This is a genomic window from Lactococcus sp. SK2-659 (assembly GCF_020218185.2).
Classification (GTDB): Bacteria; Bacillota; Bacilli; order Lactobacillales; family Streptococcaceae; genus Lactococcus; species Lactococcus lactis.
This window is the reverse complement of record NZ_JAIWQZ020000001.1, coordinates 1-22,078: the sequence shown is the minus strand read 5'-3', so window position 1 is coordinate 22,078 and position 22,078 is coordinate 1. Positions and strand designations below refer to the sequence as shown.

General features: G+C 35.5%; 21 protein-coding genes, 1 tRNA gene and 1 pseudogene. 1 reads left to right on the top strand and 22 read right to left on the bottom strand.

Features of this window, described 5'->3' with window-relative positions; translation table 11 throughout:
- Positions 1–73: 73 nt before the first annotated feature.
- The 16 genes from rsmB to LDP15_RS00040 all read right to left on the bottom strand — a co-directional run bounded on the left by rsmB (position 74) and on the right by LDP15_RS00040 (position 15,110).
- Positions 74–1,348 carry a 16S rRNA (cytosine(967)-C(5))-methyltransferase RsmB gene (gene rsmB, locus LDP15_RS00115; protein WP_015427042.1) on the bottom strand — a complete coding sequence of 425 codons (1,275 nt, stop codon included), beginning with the start codon at positions 1,346–1,348 and terminating at the stop codon, positions 74–76.
- Positions 1,349–1,546: 198 nt separating this feature from the next.
- Positions 1,547–2,053 carry an Asp23/Gls24 family envelope stress response protein gene (locus LDP15_RS00110; protein WP_012898444.1) on the bottom strand — a complete coding sequence of 169 codons (507 nt, stop codon included), beginning with the start codon at positions 2,051–2,053 and terminating at the stop codon, positions 1,547–1,549.
- Between the two features lie 20 nt (positions 2,054–2,073).
- Complete coding sequence (locus LDP15_RS00105; RefSeq protein ID WP_012898445.1) at positions 2,074–2,262, bottom strand: DUF2273 domain-containing protein; 189 nt, start codon at positions 2,260–2,262, stop codon at positions 2,074–2,076.
- A gap of 10 nt (positions 2,263–2,272) precedes the next feature.
- Positions 2,273–2,833 carry an alkaline shock response membrane anchor protein AmaP gene (gene amaP / locus LDP15_RS00100; RefSeq protein WP_010906186.1) on the bottom strand — a complete coding sequence of 187 codons (561 nt, stop codon included), beginning with the start codon at positions 2,831–2,833 and terminating at the stop codon, positions 2,273–2,275.
- Positions 2,834–2,860: 27 nt separating this feature from the next.
- On the bottom strand, positions 2,861–3,103 hold the full coding sequence (locus LDP15_RS00095; RefSeq protein WP_003131476.1) for a GlsB/YeaQ/YmgE family stress response membrane protein: 243 nt from the start codon (positions 3,101–3,103) through the stop codon (positions 2,861–2,863).
- Positions 3,104–3,277: 174 nt separating this feature from the next.
- Positions 3,278–4,237 (bottom strand): methionyl-tRNA formyltransferase, encoded by a 960-nt coding sequence (gene fmt, locus LDP15_RS00090; RefSeq protein WP_015427044.1) that lies wholly within the window; start codon positions 4,235–4,237, stop codon positions 3,278–3,280.
- Positions 4,234–4,698: a VOC family protein gene (locus LDP15_RS00085; protein WP_003131474.1), complete on the bottom strand. Its 465-nt coding sequence runs from the start codon at positions 4,696–4,698 to the stop codon at positions 4,234–4,236. Before LDP15_RS00085 ends, fmt begins: the two co-directional genes overlap by 4 nt.
- Positions 4,664–5,185: an NUDIX hydrolase gene (locus LDP15_RS00080; protein WP_015427045.1), complete on the bottom strand. Its 522-nt coding sequence runs from the start codon at positions 5,183–5,185 to the stop codon at positions 4,664–4,666. Before LDP15_RS00080 ends, LDP15_RS00085 begins: the two co-directional genes overlap by 35 nt.
- 17 nt (positions 5,186–5,202) lie before the next feature.
- On the bottom strand, positions 5,203–5,571 hold the full coding sequence (locus LDP15_RS00075) for a nuclear transport factor 2 family protein (RefSeq protein WP_225513399.1): 369 nt from the start codon (positions 5,569–5,571) through the stop codon (positions 5,203–5,205).
- Positions 5,572–5,629: 58 nt separating this feature from the next.
- Positions 5,630–7,969 (bottom strand): primosomal protein N', encoded by a 2,340-nt coding sequence (locus LDP15_RS00070; RefSeq protein ID WP_015427047.1) that lies wholly within the window; start codon positions 7,967–7,969, stop codon positions 5,630–5,632.
- Between the two features lie 138 nt (positions 7,970–8,107).
- The gene (gene rpoZ, locus LDP15_RS00065) at positions 8,108–8,461 is read right to left on the bottom strand and encodes a DNA-directed RNA polymerase subunit omega (RefSeq protein WP_010906189.1); all 354 of its coding nucleotides are present in this window, start codon (positions 8,459–8,461) and stop codon (positions 8,108–8,110) included.
- 179 nt (positions 8,462–8,640) lie between these two features.
- Entirely contained in the window at positions 8,641–9,258 is a 618-nt protein-coding gene (gene gmk, locus LDP15_RS00060) for a guanylate kinase (protein ID WP_003131468.1), read from the bottom strand.
- 147 nt (positions 9,259–9,405) lie between these two features.
- Positions 9,406–11,001 carry a ribonuclease Y gene (gene rny / locus LDP15_RS00055; protein ID WP_015427048.1) on the bottom strand — a complete coding sequence of 532 codons (1,596 nt, stop codon included), beginning with the start codon at positions 10,999–11,001 and terminating at the stop codon, positions 9,406–9,408.
- Positions 11,002–11,231: 230 nt separating this feature from the next.
- Entirely contained in the window at positions 11,232–11,945 is a 714-nt protein-coding gene (locus tag LDP15_RS00050) for a glucosamine-6-phosphate deaminase (RefSeq protein WP_015427049.1), read from the bottom strand.
- Positions 11,946–12,391: 446 nt separating this feature from the next.
- On the bottom strand, positions 12,392–13,591 hold the full coding sequence (metK, locus tag LDP15_RS00045) for a methionine adenosyltransferase (RefSeq protein WP_015427051.1): 1,200 nt from the start codon (positions 13,589–13,591) through the stop codon (positions 12,392–12,394).
- 325 nt (positions 13,592–13,916) lie between these two features.
- On the bottom strand, positions 13,917–15,110 hold the full coding sequence (locus LDP15_RS00040; protein WP_042230608.1) for a cyclopropane-fatty-acyl-phospholipid synthase family protein: 1,194 nt from the start codon (positions 15,108–15,110) through the stop codon (positions 13,917–13,919).
- Between the two features lie 252 nt (positions 15,111–15,362).
- On the opposite strand from LDP15_RS00040, the gene LDP15_RS00035 reads away from it, so the two are divergent.
- On the top strand, positions 15,363–16,115 hold the full coding sequence (locus LDP15_RS00035; RefSeq protein ID WP_015427053.1) for a biotin--[acetyl-CoA-carboxylase] ligase: 753 nt from the start codon (positions 15,363–15,365) through the stop codon (positions 16,113–16,115).
- 106 nt (positions 16,116–16,221) lie between these two features.
- Here LDP15_RS00035 and LDP15_RS00030 read toward each other — a convergent pair whose 3' ends face one another.
- The 6 genes and pseudogenes from LDP15_RS00030 to LDP15_RS00005 form a co-directional block, all read right to left on the bottom strand.
- Complete coding sequence (locus LDP15_RS00030) at positions 16,222–16,686, bottom strand: PspC domain-containing protein (protein WP_003131461.1); 465 nt, start codon at positions 16,684–16,686, stop codon at positions 16,222–16,224.
- A 29-nt stretch (positions 16,687–16,715) separates the two neighbouring features.
- Positions 16,716–16,919, bottom strand: a complete 204-nt coding sequence (locus LDP15_RS00025) for a PspC domain-containing protein (RefSeq protein WP_003131460.1) — start codon at positions 16,917–16,919, stop codon at positions 16,716–16,718.
- Between the two features lie 61 nt (positions 16,920–16,980).
- Entirely contained in the window at positions 16,981–18,096 is a 1,116-nt protein-coding gene (locus tag LDP15_RS00020) for a DUF4097 domain-containing protein (protein ID WP_003131459.1), read from the bottom strand.
- A 214-nt stretch (positions 18,097–18,310) separates the two neighbouring features.
- Positions 18,311–19,890, bottom strand: a pseudogene (locus LDP15_RS00015) (amidase domain-containing protein).
- Between the two features lie 1,009 nt (positions 19,891–20,899).
- On the bottom strand, positions 20,900–21,796 hold the full coding sequence (locus tag LDP15_RS00010) for a class II fructose-bisphosphate aldolase (RefSeq protein ID WP_003131457.1): 897 nt from the start codon (positions 21,794–21,796) through the stop codon (positions 20,900–20,902).
- A gap of 162 nt (positions 21,797–21,958) precedes the next feature.
- A tRNA-Leu gene (locus tag LDP15_RS00005) sits at positions 21,959–22,044 on the bottom strand.
- Between the last annotated feature and the right edge of the window lie 34 nt (positions 22,045–22,078).

Below are 22,078 nucleotides of genomic sequence, written 5' to 3'. Positions count from 1 at the left end.
CCTTAACAAGAATAAAGTTTTATTTTTAGGTCTAAAAATTACTGACAGAATTTAAAAAAATATTTGTCAGCAGTTATTCGCCTATTTTCTTAAATTTCGCGATGAAAAAACCATCTGTATGATACATTTCTGGAGTAATAAAAATACATCCTTCTTTAATCATATCTGCCTTATCGCTAGAAATTTCAACTTGTTCAAAATTAGGATGACTTTCTAGAAATTGACGAACAACGTCAAAGTTCTCTTCATCAAAAATTGTACAAGTACTGTATACCATTATACCACTTTTTTTCAGGCTTTTCGAGGCGCTGTTCAGAATTTCTAGCTGAATTTTTTGTAAATCGACAAAATCCGAACTTTCTTTTCTATAGCGAATATCTGGTTTGCGTCGAATTAATCCAATACCTGAACACGGAGCGTCCACAAGAATTCGGTCAAATTTATCTGAACCAAATTCTTCAAAAATCATTGTCGCATCGGCTTTTTGAGTAGTAATTTTATCCGCAACATGTTGACGCTCTGCATTTTGATTAATTAAATCAAGTTTATGATCATATAAATCTAGTGCTGTGATATGGCCACTTGTTAAATATTGAGCCATATGAGTACTTTTACCACCAGGAGCTGCACAAGCGTCAAGAACTTCTTCTGTTCCTTCTAAATCAAGTTGAGGGGCAACTAATTGACTTGTTTCATCTTGAATCGTAATTCTGCCAGATTGAAATTCTTCTGTCATTGCAAAATTTCCACTGTCAGCAATTAGAGCACTTTCTGTCAGTAGAGAAGCACGAGTTCCTGAAATTTCTACGGTTGGGTCAATTTTTCGTAAGCTAACGTGACTTGGCTTTTCAAGACTTTCTAGAATTTCTCCTGTTCTTTTTCCACCAAATTGACGAACCATTTTATCCAATAAAAGTTTGGGCATTGAATATTTTGTTTCCCAATCCTTTGGTTCTTCATTTCGATGTTCAGAACGCATGAAATTACGTAACACAGCATTGATAAAGTTAGCCGTTGCTTGGCCATCACGACGTTTAGCGATTTTGACTGCTTCATCTACTGCTGCCGAAGTTGGGACCTTATCCATAAATAAGATTTGATAAACTGTAAGTAATAGGAGCATTTTTGCCCAAGGTTTTGGTTCTTTTTTCAAGAAGGGAGTAATATGCCACTCCAATAAATCTTTTTTAGAAACCACTCCATATACAAGGGCAGTCCCAAAAGCTTTATCAACTGTGGATAGTTCAGAATCTCGCAAATTTCGATCCAATGAAATATTGGCATAAGCATCATTGCCAAAAATGTCATTCAATACATCGAGTGCGGTTTGTCTTGCATTTTTTGTCATAGAGCTATTATACCCTTAGTAGTCAATGACTGTCAATGACTTTCGTCAGATGATTTTCCTTAAATTTCTTAAAAACACTCTCTTTTCATGATTCGTTTGTACTATATATAATACTTAACCGTTTTCTATTTAAAGTAAAATTTTCTTGAAAGTAACAAAAAAACTGACATCTTGTCAGTTTTTTTGTTAAATTGATTCTTATTTTACACGGGCATCATCACCCATGTCATCAACTTTTTCTTTGACTTTATCTACTTGATCAGATGTAAATTTCCCTGTTGTTTGAGCTGCGCCAACCACACGATCTTGTAAACTTTTTTCATCATCTTTTTGTTGTTCTTTTGTTTTAATATCAACAACTGTAACATTAACTTCAACAACTTCTAAATCAGTCATATCAGAAACTTCTTTACGAATGACATCCTTAATTTTTTGATAAATATCAGGAACATTCTTCTTGTATTCTGTGACTACTTTTAGGTCCACTGCAACTTGTTTTTTACCAACTTCTACACCGACACCTGCTGTAACATCATCTGTATTTACTAGTTTTCCTGTCAGATTTGAGAAAAATCCTCCATCGACAGACAATAGTCCATTGACAGATTCAAGGGCAAGTCCAACAATTTTTTGAATCACTTTATCTTCGTAAGTCAAGCTACCTTTAACTTCAGTTACTTCTGTTTTTGTGTTTTCTTGTACCATAATTTCCTCCTAGTATTTTCTTATTTTTTCTTTAACAGTTGTTCAATGATTCCCGTACGTTGAAGATAAAGGCCAACGAAAATTCCTAAGCCAATTAGTAAGAAGAGAAGAATCATTTTCCAAAATCCGATTGTGAAGATACAAATAGCTATAATTAAACCTACTATTCCTCCAATTATCGGATAGCGATATCTTTCTAAAAGATTCATTTCCACCTCCTTACTCTACACGACGACTTGTCGAACTTTTATTTTCAGCAAGTGAGCTAACTTTTATTTTTAATTTTAAGTCATAGTTTATACCAAAGAAATTTTGGATACTTTCTTTAATTTCTTGCTCAATTTCTTTTGTTTTTTCGACAATCTCAACTCTGGGAATAATTTCTCCTTTAACATCAATTTTTATTTTGGCTTGATATAAAGTCACATTGATTTTTGGATTTCTGATATAACCGTTGTTACTAACAATTTCTCTGACCAATCCTTCGATTGCTGAAACTTTTAAAGTTAGATTTCCTGTTTTATCATCTAGTAGAACTTCCTGATAAGTTTTTGGATAAAAAATAAGAATCAGCAAACAAATTAACAATAATGCTCCTAAAATTGAAGAGCTGATAAATATATATTGGGAAAGATGATTCCCAATGTAAGGAATTTCTGATGAGGGCATAAGCTCCCAACGAAAATTCATATAATTAAAGTAATCCCATAATATGGGGATAAGAATGGTGAGAAAGAATAAATCAGCCAAAATAAAAATAAATTTTTTTCCTTTTGACACGATACCTCCTCTCTTTTGCTGCTCTATCTAGTTGTTAGCTCTACCTAAGAAGAATGAAACAACAGCAACAACGATGACAGCACCAACAATAGAAGGGATAAGTGCCATACCAGCTAAACTTGGACCCCAAGAGCCTAAAAGCGCTTGCCCTACAAAAGACCCAACAAGACCAGCTAAAATATTAGCAATCCATCCCATTGATTTGCCCTTATTTGTAATTGCTCCTGCAATTACACCAATAATAGCTCCGACGATTAATGACCAAATCATAAATACCTCTTTCTAGTACAGTTCCTGTACATTTTTAATATATCAAAGTTCAAGCAACTTTTAAAGTAATTCGCTTTCTTTTTATTACACCCTAACTTGCTTGCTAAATTTTGAAGTAAAAAAAGTTCTATCATTAAAATCGATAGAACTTTTAATTTATTATTGTGGACAAATTTATTCGCCAAACTTATCCCCAACTTGTATTTTTTGACCTAGGCCATTAAGAAAGCTAACGATATCCATCTTGGGTTTACCGGCTGGTTGAACGAAAAGAAGTTCAAGAAGTCCCTCGCCTGTGGCAACTTTTAATGATTTTTTCGTTTTTTCCACAATTTCACCAGCTTGTAAGTTACTGACAGAATCATCAGCGACTTTTGTTTCATAAATCTTGAAACGCTCGCCATTCCATGTGGTATGAGCAACTGGGAATGGATTCATTCCACGAACTTTATTGAAAATTTCACGTGCAGATTTATTCCAGTCGATTTTTTCTTCTTCTGGCGAAATATTAGGACTAAAAGTCACTTCATCTTCGTTTTGAGCTTGAGCTTTTAATTGGCCAGTCAGATATTTTGGCAATGTTTCAAGTAACAAATCACGTCCAACAAGAGCTAACTTTTCAAACATAGTGCCAACATTATCATCCTCAAGAATTGGAGTAGAATCTTGAGCAATCATGTCACCGGCATCCATTTTACGAATCATTTCCATGATGGTTACACCAGCTTCTTTTTCGCCATTCATAATAGCATAATGAATAGGTGCCCCACCGCGATATTTTGGTAGTAAAGAAGCATGAGTATTGACTGCAAATTGAGCAACATCTAATAATTTACCTGGCAAAAATTGTCCAAAGGCGGCAGTCACAATTCCAACTTCTCCTGATTCAAGGAGCGTCATGATTTGAGTCATTTCTACTGAGCCAGAAAGTTTTTCTGGTTGAAGAACAGGCAAGTTAACCGTTAAGGCAAGTTCTTTAACTGGTGTCATTCTTAATTCCTGTTTCCGACCAACCTTACGGTCTGGTTGAGTCACTACTGCTAAAATTTCATATTGATTAGAATCAATCAAACCTTTTAAAACGGTCGCAGCAAATTGTGGTGTCCCCATAAAGATAATTTTTGTTTTTGTCATAAGTTTTCAAACTCCTCGATAATAATTTTCTTTTGTTTCATTAATACTTGAACAGCCTTATCGCCTTTTGCCATTAACTGTCCAAGATTTTCTGGAATAATTTGCCAAGAAATACCAAATTTATCTTTGCACCAACCGCATTGTTCGGCTTCTTTAACATGAGAAAGTTTTGACCAATAATCATCAATTTCGGCTTGATTTTTACAAGTCACAGTAAAACTCACTGCTTCATTAAATTTGAAAATTGGACCGCCATCAAGGCAGATAAAGTCAAGGCCATTCAGACTAAATTCACCATTTAATACTTTTCCAGACATGCCTACGAAATGCTCATCTAGCTTTTCATCCGGATAATATTCGATGTTTTTGATTTTTGAATTTGGAAAGACTGAGACATAATAGTTCATTGCTTCTTTGGCATTGTTATCAAACCAAAGGCTTGGGATAATTTTTGCTTCCATAGTTGACCTTCCAATCTCTGTAAATTTCAGCTTTATCCACATGGGGATAATTATTGATTTCGGCAATTACTTTTAGGACAAGTGGAGATGAATTTTCTACTGACAAGTTTTTAATCGATTTCCAGACTGCTCTGTCAGAATCATTTTTTCCGTCAGCAACAAATTGTGGTAATTTTTTGGCTACACTATTTAATTTTACATCAAAAAGGTTAAAAACGTGGTGTGTGACGACTCGACGGTCATTTTCATAAATCCAAGCGGAATACAGGCGATTATTAGTACTTGAAAGAACCGTAAAGCCAGTTTCTTCAAGAATTTCTCGCTCTAATGTGTCAACCATTGATTCACCAACTTCTTGCGAACCGCCAGGTAAATCATAGCGATTTTGATAGGGACCTGAATTTTTTTCAATGACAAGTAATTTATCATTATCAATTGCCACACCATAGACTCCAAAATGCTTCAATAAATCAAATTTCTCAACCATATTTACCTCATTTCATTTCAAAACGACCGAAATTTTTCATGTTTTTGTTCAAATTCCTGAATTTCACAAATTTTATTTCCAGAAAATTTAACAAGAGAAAGACCGTCAAAAATATTTTCTTCCCCTTTATAAACATAGTGGAAAGTCCATGTGAAAAACCCAGTTTCCTTATCTACATAAGACTTATCCACAGTCCATGACTTCACTTTGTTTTCCACAGGATGATTCCATTGACGAAACCATTTTTCAATTTCCGCTTTTCCTTCGTATTGCGCCCCATAGCATTCGGTGTAGCTAATGTCTTCTGACAAGGCTGTCAGTAACTTTTTGATGTCTTTGGTCAGCCATGCGTCAATTGTTTGTTGAAAAAGTTCTATTTTCTGCATTTTCCACACCAACTTTCGTTTGTTTTCAAATTCTCAACTTTTCCACCTGTGGAAATTTTTATACAAAATTTTGTGGCTCACTATCAATCAATACGCGTAAATTTTTGTTATCCCGAAGTTGGGTTAATTCAAGCACTTGATTTAAAGCTGATTCTAATTCTTCTTCAAAACGATATTTAACTAAAATTTGATAATGATAAAGGTTATGTGTTCTGGCAATTGGTCTGGCGGTTGGCCCTAAAATTTTAGCCTTTTCTGTCAAATTTTGCTTGAGTAATTGAGCGATCTCATAAGATTTTTGAATGGCAACTTCTTCATCTTGATGAGAAACAAGCACTTGAACGGTGAAATAATAAGGTGGATAGGAAAGTTCACGACGAAATCTCATTTCCATTTCATAAAATTTTTCGTAATCTTGAGCCTTGGTCATTTCAATGGCGTAATGATGTGGATTGAAAGTTTGAATGAAGACTTCACCTTTTTTATCTGCTCGTCCAGCTCGTCCAGCCACCTGCATTAACAATTCAAAGGAACGCTCACTCGCTCTAAAATCAGGTAGATTTAGGCCAGTATCTGCGTTAATGACACCCACTAAGGTTACGTTTGGAAAATCTAAACCTTTGGCAATCATCTGAGTTCCTAAGAGGATATCAGCTTCATGATTACCAAATTTTTCAAGAATTTTTTCATGAGCATTTTTTGTCCGAGTTGTATCTACATCCATTCGCAAAACTCGTGCTTCAGGCATAATTTCTCGAAGTTCTTCTTCGACTTTTTGCGTTCCTGAACCGTAATAACGAATTTTTCGTGAATGACAATTAGGACAAGTTTGCGGAATTCCTTCGACATGACCACAATAATGACAATTCAAAGTTCGGGTATCCATGTGAAGGGTCAAGGAAATATCGCAATTAGGACAATCAACAACAAAACCACATTCGCGGCACATGACAAATGAAGAATAACCCCTTCGATTCAACATCAAAATGACTTGTTCATCTTTGTCAATTTTTTCTTTTATTTTTGTCAGTAAAGAGTGTGAGAAATTAGCAGATTGGTCAGAAATTTCACTGCGCATATCAATGATTTTTATTTCTGGCAGGATTGCTGCTTCATTTGCCCTTTTTGTCAGTAATAAAAGTTCATAAACTCCGCGCATGGCACGTGCTCGCGTTTCTAAACTTGGCGTTGCAGAACCTAAAACAAGTCTTGCACCATGCCATTTTGCACGCAAAAGCGCAATATCTCTTGCATGATAACGGGGACTTGAATCTTGCTTATATGAAGTTTCATGTTCTTCATCAATGATGATAATTCCCAAATTTTCAACAGGTGCAAAAATAGCTGAACGTGCACCGACAACTACCTGAGCTTTGCCAGATTTAATTTTTCGCCATTCATCATATTTTTCACCATCAGATAAACCAGAATGCATAATCGCCACTTTATCTCCAAAACGAGCAATAAATCGATTCGTAATCTGTGGCGTCAAAGAAATTTCTGGCACAAGCATAATTGCTGTTTTACCGAGTTTGAGAAAATGGTCAATGGTCTGTAAGTAAACTTCTGTTTTACCGGAACCAGTAATTCCTTCCAACAAAAATGGTTTGTCAGAAGATGCAATTATTTTTTCGTAAGCTGCATTTTGTTCGGAGTTGAGAATTTTGGCACTGTCATTTTCCACACCTTCAAATTTTTCTTTCGTCCTAGAAATTTCAACCTCTTCAATTTTGACTAGGTCATGCTCAACGAAAAATTTAATGATTTGTGAAGAAAAATTTAATGATTTGACAGCAATTTTTTCTTCTTGAAGTCGTAATAGAAAATATTTCAACTCTAAGCGTTTTTTAGCTCTCTTTTCAATTTCAAATTCAGCTAGTTTTTCGATATCTGGAATAGATAAGAATTTTTCTGTTTTTCTATTTTCTTTAGATTTTGCTAAATATTCTACTGACAGCTGACCCAAACGTACAGCCTTTGCTGACGAGATTTTTTCTGCTTCTGTCAGTTGTGACCATTTGACAGAAGTTCCGTCAGTCGATTTTAGGAGCTTGTCATAATTAGAATTCAAAAGATTAGGTAACATGGCTTTTAGACATGAAATTTTATAAGAAAATACTGAATGACGCATTTCATCTGCCAACCAAAGCTGTTCATCCGTTAGGACTGGCTCAACGTCGAGTAGTTCAGAAATTCCTTTCAAATTTACTGACGGCTCAAGTTCTTCATCTTCAAATCCAATGACAATTCCTTGAACAAGCCGGTTTCCACTTCCAAAAGGAACATGGACCCGCATGCCCACTTCAAGCAAATTTTCAAATTCAGCTGAAAGGCTGTAAGAAAAGGGTTTATCCGTCTGCATCAGAGGCACATCAACGATGACTTTAGCAATTTTCATTTATTTTTGACCTCCGTTTTCTTATCTTTAATTATAACAGAAAAGCATTTTTCCTGCTTTTGACTTATCCGCTTCTTACTGACAAAGCTGTCAGTAACTTTTAGAAATAAAAAAAGCGCCAATTGACGCTTAAAAAATTTATTCTGCGGCAGCTGCTTTAGCGGCGCGGCTATTTTTTTGTTTTGCTTCTTCTTCAGCTTCTTCTTTAGCAATTTGCTCTTTGATGAGTTGTTCTTTCATCTTAGCTTGCAAACGTTCCAATTCGCGTTTTTCAACTAAAGTTTCACGTTTCAATTCAGGTGATGGGTGAATTTTAACTGTTCCATCAGCAATTTCTTCCAATGCACGCAAAGTATTTTTTACAGCTTTAAATTCTTTTGTTGGACGTTCTTTATCACGCAATTCATGCGCACGTTTTGCTTCCAAAACTACTAAAGAATATTTTGAATCAACTTGGTCCAATAACTTGTCAATTGAAGGTTCTAACATCATAATTCATTACCTCATTTTCTAAACTTTTCATTCTATTTTTACTGACAGACTTGTTATCGTCAAAATAAAATTCTGTCAGTAAAATTTATCAACTTAATCATTTCTGGCAGGACTATCAGTAGAACTGATAACCCCTTCACATTAAACTGACAAATCTGTCAGTAATTTTTCCAATTAAATCAAACTTTCACATCATCAATCATATGAACGTAGCGTTCAATCACGCGGTCCACACGGTAATGTTCAGCTTCAATAATTTTCTTAACACGTTCGGCAGCAAGTTCAACTTTGTCATTAACGACGGCATAATCATATTCACTCATCAAGCGAATTTCTTCTTTTGCTTTTTCAAGTCGTGAAGCAATGACTTCAGCCGAATCTGTCCCACGTCCAACTAAACGTCCACGTAATTCTTCCAAATCTGGTGGAGTCAAGAAGACAAAAACACCATCTGGAACTTTTTCCTTCACTTGAAGCGCACCTTGCACTTCAATTTCTAGAAAAACATCTTTTCCTTCGTCCAATGTCTGATTGACATAAGTTAAAGGTGTGCCATAATAATTTCCAACATATTCAGCATATTCCAGCATCTGACCATTGCGAATCATTTCTTCAAATTCATCACGTGTCCGGAAATAATAATCTTTTCCATCTACTTCGCCAGGACGTTGCTTACGCGTTGTCATTGACACTGAATATTCAAAGTTGTTTTCACTCTCAAAAATTTTAGCACGAACTGTTCCTTTTCCAACACCAGAAGGCCCAGAAAAAACAATTAATAAACCACGCTCACGCATTTTTTCCTCCGATATATCTCTAATTCCATCTCTTAATCAACGATTAATCTCATTCTATCAAAAGCTAGCTCTTAAAACTAGTTTTTGTAACAAAAAAGAAATATAATTTCGTAATAAGAAATAAAAAAACTGCCAAAAGACAGTTTTTTATTTTGCATAGTCAATCGCTCGAGTTTCACGGATAACAGTAATCTTGATATTACCAGGATAATCCATTTCATCCTCAATTCGATTTTTCACATCACGCGCCAAAATCACAATTTGGTCATCCGTTAATTTTTCTGGTTTAACCATTACACGAATTTCGCGTCCAGCTTGCAAGGCAAATGCTGTTTCCACACCTTCAAAGCTTGTTGAAATTGCTTCAAGGTCTTTCAAACGTTTGATGTAATTTTCAATTGATTCACGACGAGCTCCAGGACGTGCTGCTGACAAAGCATCAGCCGCCGCAACAAGTACCGCAATGTTACTCAAAGGTTCTGTATCACCGTGGTGACTCGCAATTGTATTGATGACAATTGGATTTTCCTTGTACTTACGCGCAAGTTCTGTTCCAATTTCAACGTGGCTTCCCTCAACTTCATGGTCAAGTGCTTTACCAATATCATGCAAGAAACCTGCACGTTTAGCAAGTGCCACATTTTCTCCCATTTCACCAGCCAAATTACCAGCAATATGAGCAACTTCTACTGAGTGATCAAGTACGTTTTGTCCATATGAAGTACGGAAATGCAAACGTCCCATAATCTTCATCAAGTCAGGATGCAAGTTATGCGCCCCAACTTCAAAGGCTGCTTGTTCACCATATTCACGCATTTTATGATCAAGTGCTTTGCGGTTTTTCTCAACCAACTCTTCAATTCGCGCTGGATGAATTCGACCGTCTTGAACTAATTGTTCAAGAGTCATACGAGCAATTTCACGACGAATTGGGTCAAATCCTGAAAGTACAACAGCTTCTGGCGTATCATCAATGATGACATCAATCCCAGTCAACGCTTCAAAAGTACGAATATTACGACCTTCACGACCGATAATCCGACCTTTCATACCATCGTCTGGTAAATTGACAACCGAAACAGTTTGTTCAGCTACAGAATCAGATGAAACGCGTTGAATAGCAAGTGAGATAATATTTTTAGCTCGCTTATCTGCTTCAACTTGAGCTTTTTCTTCGCTTTGACGAATAATTTGAGCCATTTCTTTTGTCAAACCATCTCGAGTTTCACTCAAAATAATTTCACGAGCATCATCTGTGCTCAAATTTGAAATACGCTCCAATTCTAGTCGTTTCTTTTCTTCAATATGCGCTAATTGTTCTTCTCGCTTACTGAGCGTATCAGTTTTTCTAACGAGGCTCTCCTCTTTAGAATCTAAGTTTTCTTCTTTTTTCGTTAGGGTATCATCCTTACGGTCTAAGATTTCTTCACGTTGTTTTAGGCGCTTTTCAGTCTCCTTTAACTCCTGACGTTCTTGCTTAAATTCATCTTCGATTTCACGACGTTGCTTTTGTTCTTCTTCACGAAGGGTGTAGCGGGCTTCTTTTTTGAAGGCTTCAGCCTCCATTTTCAAAGACTCCGCCTCACGTTTAGCATTCGCCATCACCTCATTTGCTTTATTTTCAGCTTCATTAAAAAGAGATTCAGCATCCTGCTTATTTTTCTTTATATTTTGAGCGTAAAAAATAAATGCGACAACTAATACAACCAATAAGACCAAGAGAACGATAGAAATAATGTCCATTAGTCTCCTCTAAAGTCAGTAGTAATTCCAATAAATTCTACTCACAGTTTGATTATAAATTAATGTATTTTACATAGTAAAACACTCATTTATTATATCATTTTAAGGCTCATTATTCAATGAAAGATAGTGTAACGCTTTCAGAATAATTTAGAGTCAATTATGTCATCATAAATTGACATCCTTCACGAATAAATAAAAACAGTTATTTTACTAACTGTCTTCATCAACTAATTTTCAAGTAAAGCAGCTGCTTCTTCATCCAAAATAAAAGTAATATTTGGATGCGTCCGTAAAATAGAAGCTGGAATTTCTTCTGTGATTGGACCCTCAAGAACTTTTTTCATAATCTCTGCTTTCTTTTTTCCGTCAGCAAAAACTAAAAGTTGCTTGCTAGCTAGAACTGTTCGTGGACCAAAAGTGACATAAGGAGAAGCCGGTTCTTTATCTGTCAAATTTTTGATTGACTGATAAATCTCATCCCCTTCTTCAAATGGAACAGCAAAAATTTCTCGCTCAAAGCTTGTATGTCCTGGCATATTTGCACAAAAATGACCATCTTCTCCTATCCCCATAACAATCAAATCAATCCCACCGTCCTGTAAGATTTTTTGGTCAAAAACTTGATTATTTTGAGCATTTAATTCATGAAGATTACCATCATCAATATGTACTCGATCATAGAAAGCTGTCTTTAAAGCACTCATTGTTAATCCATAGCGTTCACCAGCAAGTGGTACTTCATCAAAATTGTAATAATGGATATTTGAGCGATCAAAATTCATTTTTTGGAGTTTATCAATAAGAATTTCATACATTCCAAGAGGGGTATTTCCCGCTGTAAGCGAAAGATTTACCCTTTTTGAAAGCATCATCTTATCAAGAACAATCGCTGCAGCAAGTTCACTCATTGTGGCGTAATCTTTAGTGATTATTTTTTTCATAAAAGCTCCTTTTTTCTTGTTACTTCTATTTTACAGGATTAAGTATTCTATTTAAAGCAATTCTACTCGTTGAAAATAAAAAAAGCGGAAATCCGCTTTTTTTATTATTTTTTAAGAGCTATTTTAAGTTCTTCAACCTTATCTGCTTGTTCCCATGGCAATTCTACATCTGTACGGCCGAAGTGCCTTTCGACTTTGGGCTTTAGCCCATTAGCGAGAAAGGACAGCGGAGGAGACAATGGCGACGTAGACCGAACGAAGGTCGGCGAGGCCGATTATTTACCTAAAACGGATTTAAGTTCTTCAACTTTATCTGTTTGTTCCCATGGTAATTCTACATCTGTACGGCCGAAGTGCCTTTCGACTTTGGGCTTTAGCCCATTAGCGAGAAAGGACAGCGGAGGAGACAATGGCGACGTAGACCGAACGAAGGTCGGCGAGACCGATTATTTACCTAAAACGGATTTAAGTTCTTCAACTTTATCTGTTTGTTCCCATGGTAATTCTACATCTGTACGGCCGAAGTGCCCGTAAGCTGCTGTTTGTCCGTAAATAGGACGGAGTAAGTCAAGCATTTGAATAATTCCTGCTGGGCGAAGATCAAATACTTTACGAATTGCTGCTAAAAGTTCATCATCTGAGACTTTACCTGTACCAAAAGTATCAACATTGATTGATGTTGGTGTCGCAACACCAATAGCGTATGAAAGTTGAATTTGCGCTTTTTCTGCAAGTCCAGCTGCCACAATATTTTTGGCTACATAACGTGCTGCGTAAGAAGCTGAACGGTCAACTTTTGTTGCATCCTTACCAGAGAAAGCTCCACCACCGTGGGGAGCATACCCACCATAAGTATCAACAATAATTTTACGTCCGGTCAAGCCTGAATCCCCTTGAGGACCACCAATAACAAAACGTCCTGTTGGATTGATGAAGTATTTAGTTTCATCATCTAAAAGTTCAGCTGGAATAACAGACTTGATGACTTTGTTAATCACATCATCGTGAATTTCTTCGTTTGTTGCTGACGCAGCATGTTGAGTAGAAATAACGACTGTGTCAATGCGTTTTGCTTTGCCATTATCATCATATTCTACAGTGACTTGTGATTTTGCATCAGGACGCAAGTATGAAATTTCACCTGATTTACGTAAATCAGCTAATTTTTTAACTAATTTATGTGAAAGTGAGATGGCGAGTGGCATATATTCGGCAGTTTCGTTAGTCGCGAAACCGAACATCATCCCTTGGTCACCAGCACCAATCAAATCAAGCGGGTCAACTAATTGACCATTTTTATCGCGAACTTCTTCGGCTTCATTTACCCCTTGTGCAATATCGCTTGATTGCTCAACAAGTGAGACGTGAACGCCCACTGATTTATAATCAAATCCATTTTCGCTATCTGTATAGCCAATTTTTTTGATTGTTTCACGAACGACATGAGCAATATCAACATAAGCTGATGTTGAGATTTCACCAAAGACATTGACCGTCCCTGTATATACGACCGTTTCACAAGCGACGTGTGCATGTGGGTCTTGTGCGAGAATGGCATCAAGAATGGCATCTGAGATTTGGTCTGCAACCTTATCTGGATGGCCTTCTGATACTGATTCTGATGTAAATAAATGTTTTTCTGACATTAAAAATGTCCCCCAATCTAAATTTTGGTTACAAGGCGTCTTTAAACTTATCTAATATTTACTGACGAAAAACCTTCATAGGATAACCGTTGGTGCTTCAGCGCTTACGGATATGCTAGTATTTTCATCAGTAATTTTTAAAATAAATCAAATCCTTTCGGGACTCGTAACTCTCTTATTTTACCTCTTTTTCGGAAAAAATGCACTCTTTCCTTTACATGATTCTAAAATAAATCTACTGATAAATTTTAAATAAGTTGTCCTTATGATAATTCAAACCCGAAATGCTGAATGGTCTTGTTTTTCAACTTATCAATTGTCAAACTTAATGTTTTTTAAACATGTATTCGCGGGTCATTGGCAAACCTTGACCTGAAGCACCTTTAGTCAAAAGATATTGAACAACATCAATATTTCCAGCTTCAAAACTTGCAGCGCAGGCTTGAAGATAAAGTGTCCACATCCTTGCAAATGGTTTACCCATTTCTTTTTCTACTTCATCAAAAACTTCGAGATAATTTTCATTCCAAATTTCAAGCGTTTTTTGATAATGACGACGAAGAGGTTCAAGATCATCCATTTGCAAACCAGCAGTCATAATATGTTCAACATTTTCAGCGATATTTGGAATATAACCTCCAGGGAAAATGTATTTTTCAATAAATGGATCCACACCAGCACCGCGATGTTGTCCAGTAATACCATGAATCAATGCACGACCATTTGGTTTGAGATAATCAGAAACTTTTTGGAAATACATTTCCAAATTTTCTTTCCCAACATGTTCAAACATTCCGACAGATGTAATGTAATCAAAAGGTTCTTCTTTGAGGTCACGATAATCAACCAAATAAACTTTCACTTTATCAGAAAGTCCCAAATCATCCGCTTTTTTGCGAACATAATAATACTGTTCTTCTGAGAGTGTCACTCCGACTGCTGAAAGGCCATATTCTTGAACAGCCTTAAACATCAAAGTTCCCCAGCCACAACCAATATCAAGCAAACGTCCCCCAGGTTTACTATCGAGTTTGTCCAAAATATGATGAACTTTAGCAATTTGTGCTTCTTCCAAAGTCATATCTTCATGTTCAAAATAAGCACATGAATAAGTCATCGTTGGGTCAAGCCATTTGTTATAAAAGTCATTCCCAATATCATAATGACTATGAATATCTTCACGAGATTGTTTTTGAGAATGATTTCCCAAAAGTTTTATCATTGATTTCCCAAAACCAGATTGGTCTGTTAAAAAGCTACCAGCCTTACGATATGCTGATGTAACAAGCTCTTGAATGCTCCCCTCAATTTCAATTTCTTCATTCATGTAAGCTTCAGCCAATACTAAGGTTGGCATTGAGCTCAATTCACTAAATGAGAATTTTTTATTAAAAGTAATGTGAACTTGCGTTTCTCCCTCACCATACTTTTCTGTTTTTCCATCCCAATAAGTTACTGCAATGGGGATATCGAAAGCAACTGCAAGTGCTTTGTTCAAAACTGTTTTTTCAAATACCAAGTTATTCTTCCCTTTCCTAACATTGTTCTAATAAAACTATACTCCGTAGATTATTGAAAGTCAAATACTTACTATCGTTAGATTTTTCTGAAAATTTTCATTGTCAGTAAATTGCTAAAGATTTTGCCTATAAGTGAGGTCAGCCTCCTAGACTCTAGAAAATAGATAACTTTGAACTTGCGCAAGTGCAGAAACGTAATTTCCTAATTTTCTCTCTCGCTTACAGTCGACTTCACATGGTATAATAAAAAAATGAACGACAAACTTGAAAAATCTATTATTTTACAAAAAAATCCTTGGCTGACTGATGTAAAAATTGTCGCTGAATCTGAATCAACTCAAAAAGATGCTAAATTAGACGGACAAGAAAATTGTCTTTATTTAACTGAAAGACAAAATAAAACTTATGGTCGTTTTGGCCGTCAGTATTTTGCTGCGCCGTCTGGCGGAATTTATATGAGTTTGTCACTCAAGCCCAAAGTTGAACTAGAAAAACTTCCAGAGTTCACTCTGCTGACAGGAGCTGCCATTGTGTCAGCAATCGAAAAATTAACTGACAAAAACCCTCAAATTAAATGGGTTAACGATATTTATCTAGACGATAAAAAATTTGTTGGTATTCTTGCCGAAACATCACTTAATCCAACTCAAGAAGCACAAGTTATCATTGGTGTCGGAATTAATTTTTCTATTTCCCAATTTCCAACTGAAATCGAAGAAAGAGCCACTTCTTTATTTTATAATGAACAAGCAAGCATCAGTCGTTCGGAATTAATTGCCGAAATCTGGTCTGAATTTCATCGTTTATCAGAGGGTTCATTTTTCCAAATTTATAAATCTCACTCATTTATTCTTGGCAAACAAGTTGAATTTGTTCAATCTGGACAAACTTTTTCCGGAAGAGCCACAGATTTAACCTCTAAAGGTGAGCTTATCGTAAATTTAGATAATGGTCAGCAAAAAATACTTTCCAGTGGCGAAATCTCACTAAAAAAATGGACTTAATCAGTCCATTTTTTCAGTTATTATTATTATATTATATAGGAGGCCAGTTTTAGGTCATGGTGGACCAGAATTATTTTACTGACAGAACTTTCTGTCAGTAACTTTTTTAGAAATCTGACCAGTCATCTTCTTTTTCTTTTTCAACTGGTTGTGCTTCCTTAGTCTTACGACTTTTTGGTTCATCCCATGGATTTCCCCATTGGTTTGAATCTTGTTGATTTTGACGTCCTTTATCTTCATAACGACGTGCCCAATTATTCATTTTATCTGAATAACGTTCTGACCAACGGTCCATTTTTTCATCAAAATGTTGCGCTTTACGATTCCATTTTTCTTGATAATCATCTTCTGAATCATCATAGTAATTTCGTGGTCTAGCACTTGGAATAATCCAACTTGCTACGAAATACAATGGAATCAATCCGCCCCAGCTTCCAAAAGCCAGAACAACAAATAGGATACGTAGAATCGTCACAACATCACGACCCAGACCAAAATATTCTGCAATCCCTGCAATGACACCACTGACTCTACGATTTGTCACTGATTTTGTTAATTGTCTTTGAGACATATTTTATCCTTTCTTCATAAATCGTTGAATTAACCTTGTGATGGTGTCATCAATAGACTCGCAATCACATAAACAATGAGTAATGTTCCCCAACTTCCGAAAGTACCAAGCACAATCAGAACACGAATTACATTAATTACTGTACGGCTCAAGCCAAAGTATTCACCAAGTCCCCCGACGGTTCCTGCGATGACTCGATTGCTACTTGATCTTTTCAGAGTTTTCTTAGCCATTTCTCACCTTTCTTTTCAAATTTACTGACAGAACTCTTATAAAATTTCTGTCAGTAAAATTTTATTCAGTTTCTTCTTTGTCAGTAGTTTCAGTATCTTTAAGCCAAATCGTTCCTGATTTTGTTTCAAATTCAAAGGTTAATGACTCAGCACCTTGACGGACAATCGCTGCTCCATTACGGCCAGCTTCAAAAGGACTATCAAGATTTAAACGTGTCTTATATCCGCCAAAGATTGTGCGAACATGACCAACCAAGCCCAAACTTTCTGGTACAGAAACTTTGATATCGCCATTCACATTTTTAAGATTTAATTTGTGAGCCGTTCCTGTTTTTTCGGTCAGCAAAATATTTCCGTTTACGAGTGAGACATCACCAGATTCAAAAGCAGTTGTAATTCTGATATTACCATTAACTCCAGTTAATTCTAAATCTGAATTCGTGCCATCAATTACTTTGATTTCACCATTCTTATTGTTAATCTTCAACTCATCGCTGTTTACTTCAAGCACTTCAGCATTTCCGTTCATAAGATTAATATTCATTTTTTGACTGGAAATTTTTTCAACTTTAAGTTCTGCATGAGGTGTATTAATCTCAATATTTTCATATTCTTTTACTGGTAAGTAAAGTTCAATATCCGCAGAAATTCGACCATTTGCTTCGATTTCAAGCACATCATCTTCAACTTCAAGTTTAGTTTTTTCAGCAATGTAAGCTTCTACATTACCATCTTCAACTGCCCCGTAAATTTTATATTCTACTTTTACATGGGCATTTTCACCCGGTAAAATATTTACTTTACCACTCTTAAGATTAAGATTAACATTTTTGAAATCTTCGTTGATATCTTTTTCTACAGTGTGAGAAATTGATTTAACCTTAGGAAATCCTTTTGAAAAATCAATATTATCATCAACAGATTTTGCAACCCCTTGGAAAATTTCTTTACCTCTAGCAAACAAACTTTCTGCAACATTTTTCATTGCATCAGGAAAATCTACATCGTGATTCACATATCCTTCTTTATCTGTATATGTGAATTCTTTGTTCTCAGTTTTATCATCAGAAGCTTCTCCATTCACTGAACCATTTTTTTCAAGTAATTCTAAAGCTTCATCTTCCGTGATAATTCCACGACGCATCAAATCCATAATTCTATCTTTTTTATTAGCCATTTTTTTAGATCCTTTCTCTGCTCATTCAAGCATTCAATATCTTAAAAACTTTTTTTATTGAGATTATCTTTATCTCGTACATTTATTATCTCAAACTTTTACCAAATAAATATCAGCCTTTGGGCTGATTTTTAACATCTTCTTTTTTTTAACTAAATAAAAGATTCAATACTCCTATTTTACTGACAGAACTACTAATTAATTTTGTCAGTAATTATTTAGGTTGAATATAAGTTGCCAAAGCAGCTACACCAGCAGAAATATGGCGTTCGCTAACAATATTATTACCTTTAACATTCATCTCTGAAACGAGAATAGAGTTATCTGAATAAACCTTTTCAACAAAAGCTACGTGACCATATTCAGAACTTGAACCAGCTACTCCTGGTGGGAAGCTAACAGCATAACCCTCAGTTGGAACTGTTGTTGTGAAATAACCTTGAGCTTGGGCATTAATTCCCCATTCTCCACCATTTCCCATATGTGTTCCAACGAGCCCACCTAATTGAATGATACGGTTATAAACATACTGTGTACAATTACCAAAAGCATAACTATCAGCACCTGGATATTCTACCCCATTATATTCTGGATAAGCTGAATTATCTAATTTTGATGCCACCAATGGACTTTCAGGAACTTTATCATCTACAACTTTTGTCGTACTATCTACATTGTCATAAAAATTTAAGTTATATTCTTGAATAATTTCAATCAATTTTTGAGCATATGACGGGTCAGTAGCAAAAATACCTTGCAAAGCTTGAGCTGCTTCTTGATAAGTCTTAGCGTGTGACTTCCATGCGCCAGCATAAATTTCTGAGTTCCAAGTTGTCCCTTTAATCATTAAATTAATATAATCATCCAAGGCTTGGTCATAGTTACTATAAACTCTAAAACTTTGTTCAATATAATAAGGATTATTTCCCGAAAATTCTTCCGTCTTAAATGAAATTGATTTTCCTAATAAGCACCTGTAATATTGAAAATATTAAAATACTGCTGACTCATATTACTTTGACCAGAACCAGATTCTAAAATCGCCTGTGCCAAGATAATTGATGCATACAAATTATTCTTACCAGCTAAAATTCTCACGCGGTCCGCAATACTTTTAATAAAGGCTTCTGTACTAGAAGTATCAATTTTATCAATTGACTTAGCTGCTTCAATTGTTTTCAAAACAGGACCAGCGTAAATAGAAGGAGCTGAATCTGCTGATGAATTAGGAATTTGTGCCGCAGTTGATGTTTGATAGTAGGCATTATCTTGTGAATAATTAGAGGGTGCAGCTGTAGAAGTTGATGCTGAAGGAGCTGTGATAGAAACTGAAGTTGATGGTGCTTGAGTTGTTGTAGAGGAATTACTAGTTGAATTATTATTTGTTGATGAACTTGGATTACTTGGTTTTGATGTCGAACCTGAAGTACTTGGTTTTGATGATGAACTTGAATTACCTGTACTTGATGATGAACTTGAACCATCTGAATTTGATGATGAGCTTGAACTACCCGTACTTGATGATGAACTTGAGCTACCTGTGTCTGATGATGAACTTGAACTACCTGTGCTTGATGATGCATCTGAACTGCCTACGTTTGATGATAATGTTGCAACTGAGCTACTCACAACTGTTGATGCTTCTGAGCTTATCCTTGATGCATCTGAACTACTTCCAACAGTTACTCCATCAGCATGGCCAGCCACGCCAAAAGTCGTCATTCCTAAAATCAGCGCTGTTCCCGCAATAAATTTTTCCTTTTTTAAGCGCTTAGTTTTATCATTATTAGTCAATTCTAGTTAATCCTCCATGGTATGTATTATAATTTCAACATCATTTCTTTCAAGACATCTACTTTTACACAATTGTAACATTTAAAAACAAGCAAGTCAAATTAATCACTTTTATTTATTGAACAGATTTCCATTTTTTTTTGAAAAAATTATTATACGATATAGCTAGTAGCAAAATCATATAAAAAAATGTCCATCATAAGTGACAAAGCCATATTTAATCATATTTTATAATAAGTTGCTTATGACTTAGTTGAAATAACCAATACTCTCTCTAAAACAAATGATTACTATCGTCCCTAAAAAATATTCTGTTCTCTTTATCTTATATTTCTAAGTGAAATTACTAAAAAATAATATATTTATTACAAATTTAATAATGTAGAAAATCAAATTCAGTCAAAAACCTTATACATCGTCCGCTCATATTTCACAACTCTTCTTAGCCTCAGCTAGGTAATCTTTTAAAAAGGTAGCATTCGAATAAAATAGATTCTTATATTCATTTTTTATTCCCTCTCAAATGCCTTCTAATGTAGAAATTTCAAATATCCTAAGAACAATTAATGAAGGAATTACTAGAGTACACTCTTTAGCTGTATAATTGGTCAATCAATAAAGCTTATACCAGATTCTTCGTAAAGTAGACAAAATTTTGCTAAAAAATATCATAAAAGTATGATATTTATATATATTCATAAATTATCTTCCTTATAATTATCTGAATCGATAAAATTTTTTAATTGCAAGGCAAGCATTCTTCTGGCGCAATCAGGAATTCAATGTGCCAATTTGTTAAAGTCAAATTTTCTTTCATCATTCTGTAAGCAATGATAGATTTCCAACAACCAGATAAACTTTTTAAATAGCACATAATCGATAAAATTGAAAATACTTATTAAACTTATATACTAAGATAGAACCTTATGCTATATCAAAGCAAATTGAAAAATAAAAAAACGTCCATCATAAATGACAAACGTTTATTTAATCATGTTTAAAAAGTTGATTAAGCTTTATTTGCTGAACCGAATACGTCGATACGTTCTTCAACAGACGCTGTAATTGCATCGAAACCAGGTTTCAAGAATTTACGTGGGTCGAAAAGTTTTTTCTTCATGTATTCTGCTTCATTAGCATCAAATTCATTAACGAATTTACGAGTAGCAGCTGCGAAAGCAAGTTGGCATTCAGTATTAACGTTAACTTTAGCTACACCATTAGCGATAGCTTCTCTGATTTGATCATCAGGGATACCAGAACCACCGTGAAGTACGATTGGCACATTGTGTCCCATAGCTTCAACGAGTGCTTTGTTCAATTTTTCAAGGTGATCGATGTGAAGACCTTTCCAGTTTTCTGGGTAAGGACCGTGAATGTTACCGATACCTGCTGCAAGGAAGTCAACACCAAGTTTAGCCATTGCAACTGCATCATCGATAGGAGCAAGTTCACCTTCACCAACGATACCGTCTTCTTCACCACCAATTGAACCAACTTCACATTCAACTGAGATGCCTTTAGCATGAGCTTTAGCGATTACTTCTTCAGCAAGTTTAAGGTTTTCTTCGATTGGAAGATGTGAACCGTCAAACATCAATGATGAGTAACCAACTTCGATACATTCCAAAGCATCATCAAAATGACCGTGGTCAAGGTGAATAGCAACTGGAACTGTGATTCCCATTGATTCTACAAGAGTTTCAATGAGGAGTTTACACATTTTGTAACCACCCATGTATTTAGCCGCACCCATAGAAGTTTGGATCAATACTGGAGTCTTTTTAGCTTCTGCTGCACGCAAGATAGCTTGAGTCCATTCAAGGTTGTTTGTGTTGAAACCACCGATAGCGTATCCGTTATCACGAGCGGCTTGTACGAATTTTTCTGCTGAAACGATTGCCATTTCAAAATTCCTCCGAATATTTTATTACTTACCTAGTATAGCATTTTGTGAAGTATTTTTCTAGTCCAAGCTCGCAAAAAACCAAAGTAACCGCTTTATTAAGCCATTCTTAAAGAAAGATAAAAAAAGATTAATAGTTTAATAACTATTAATCTTAGCATATCCCGAGGACCGGTTTCGAACCGGTACGAAGGTTACCCCTCGCAGGATTTTAAGTCCTGTGCGTCTGCCAGTTCCGCCACCCCGGGTATTATACAAAAACTCCCACTTGGGAGAATTATC

Bases quoted from the DNA above. Each gene is read 5' to 3' on its own strand.
- rsmB (WP_015427042.1), bottom strand. From the start codon at position 1,348: ATGACAAAAAATGCAAGACAAACCGCACTCGATGTATTGAATGACATT.
- LDP15_RS00025 (WP_003131460.1), bottom strand. From the start codon at position 16,919: ATGGCTAAGAAAACTCTGAAAAGATCAAGTAGCAATCGAGTCATCGCA.
- metK (WP_015427051.1), bottom strand. From the start codon at position 13,591: ATGTCAGAAAAACATTTATTTACATCAGAATCAGTATCAGAAGGCCAT.
- LDP15_RS00105 (WP_012898445.1), bottom strand. From the start codon at position 2,262: ATGAATCTTTTAGAAAGATATCGCTATCCGATAATTGGAGGAATAGTA.
- LDP15_RS00095 (WP_003131476.1), bottom strand. From the start codon at position 3,103: ATGATTTGGTCATTAATCGTCGGAGCTATTATTGGTGTAATTGCAGGA.
- LDP15_RS00085 (WP_003131474.1), bottom strand. From the start codon at position 4,698: ATGGAAGCAAAAATTATCCCAAGCCTTTGGTTTGATAACAATGCCAAA.
- LDP15_RS00070 (WP_015427047.1), bottom strand. From the start codon at position 7,969: ATGAAAATTGCTAAAGTCATCGTTGATGTGCCTCTGATGCAGACGGAT.
- LDP15_RS00050 (WP_015427049.1), bottom strand. From the start codon at position 11,945: ATGAAAAAAATAATCACTAAAGATTACGCCACAATGAGTGAACTTGCT.
- LDP15_RS00030 (WP_003131461.1), bottom strand. From the start codon at position 16,686: ATGTCTCAAAGACAATTAACAAAATCAGTGACAAATCGTAGAGTCAGT.
- rpoZ (WP_010906189.1), bottom strand. From the start codon at position 8,461: ATGATGTTAGAACCTTCAATTGACAAGTTATTGGACCAAGTTGATTCA.
- LDP15_RS00010 (WP_003131457.1), bottom strand. From the start codon at position 21,796: ATGGCAATCGTTTCAGCAGAAAAATTCGTACAAGCCGCTCGTGATAAC.
- gmk (WP_003131468.1), bottom strand. From the start codon at position 9,258: ATGCGTGAGCGTGGTTTATTAATTGTTTTTTCTGGGCCTTCTGGTGTT.
- fmt (WP_015427044.1), bottom strand. From the start codon at position 4,237: ATGACAAAAACAAAAATTATCTTTATGGGGACACCACAATTTGCTGCG.
- LDP15_RS00075 (WP_225513399.1), bottom strand. From the start codon at position 5,571: ATGCAGAAAATAGAACTTTTTCAACAAACAATTGACGCATGGCTGACC.
- LDP15_RS00110 (WP_012898444.1), bottom strand. From the start codon at position 2,053: ATGGTACAAGAAAACACAAAAACAGAAGTAACTGAAGTTAAAGGTAGC.
- rny (WP_015427048.1), bottom strand. From the start codon at position 11,001: ATGGACATTATTTCTATCGTTCTCTTGGTCTTATTGGTTGTATTAGTT.
- LDP15_RS00020 (WP_003131459.1), bottom strand. From the start codon at position 18,096: ATGGCTAATAAAAAAGATAGAATTATGGATTTGATGCGTCGTGGAATT.
- LDP15_RS00035 (WP_015427053.1), top strand. From the start codon at position 15,363: ATGAACGACAAACTTGAAAAATCTATTATTTTACAAAAAAATCCTTGG.
- LDP15_RS00080 (WP_015427045.1), bottom strand. From the start codon at position 5,185: ATGGTTGAGAAATTTGATTTATTGAAGCATTTTGGAGTCTATGGTGTG.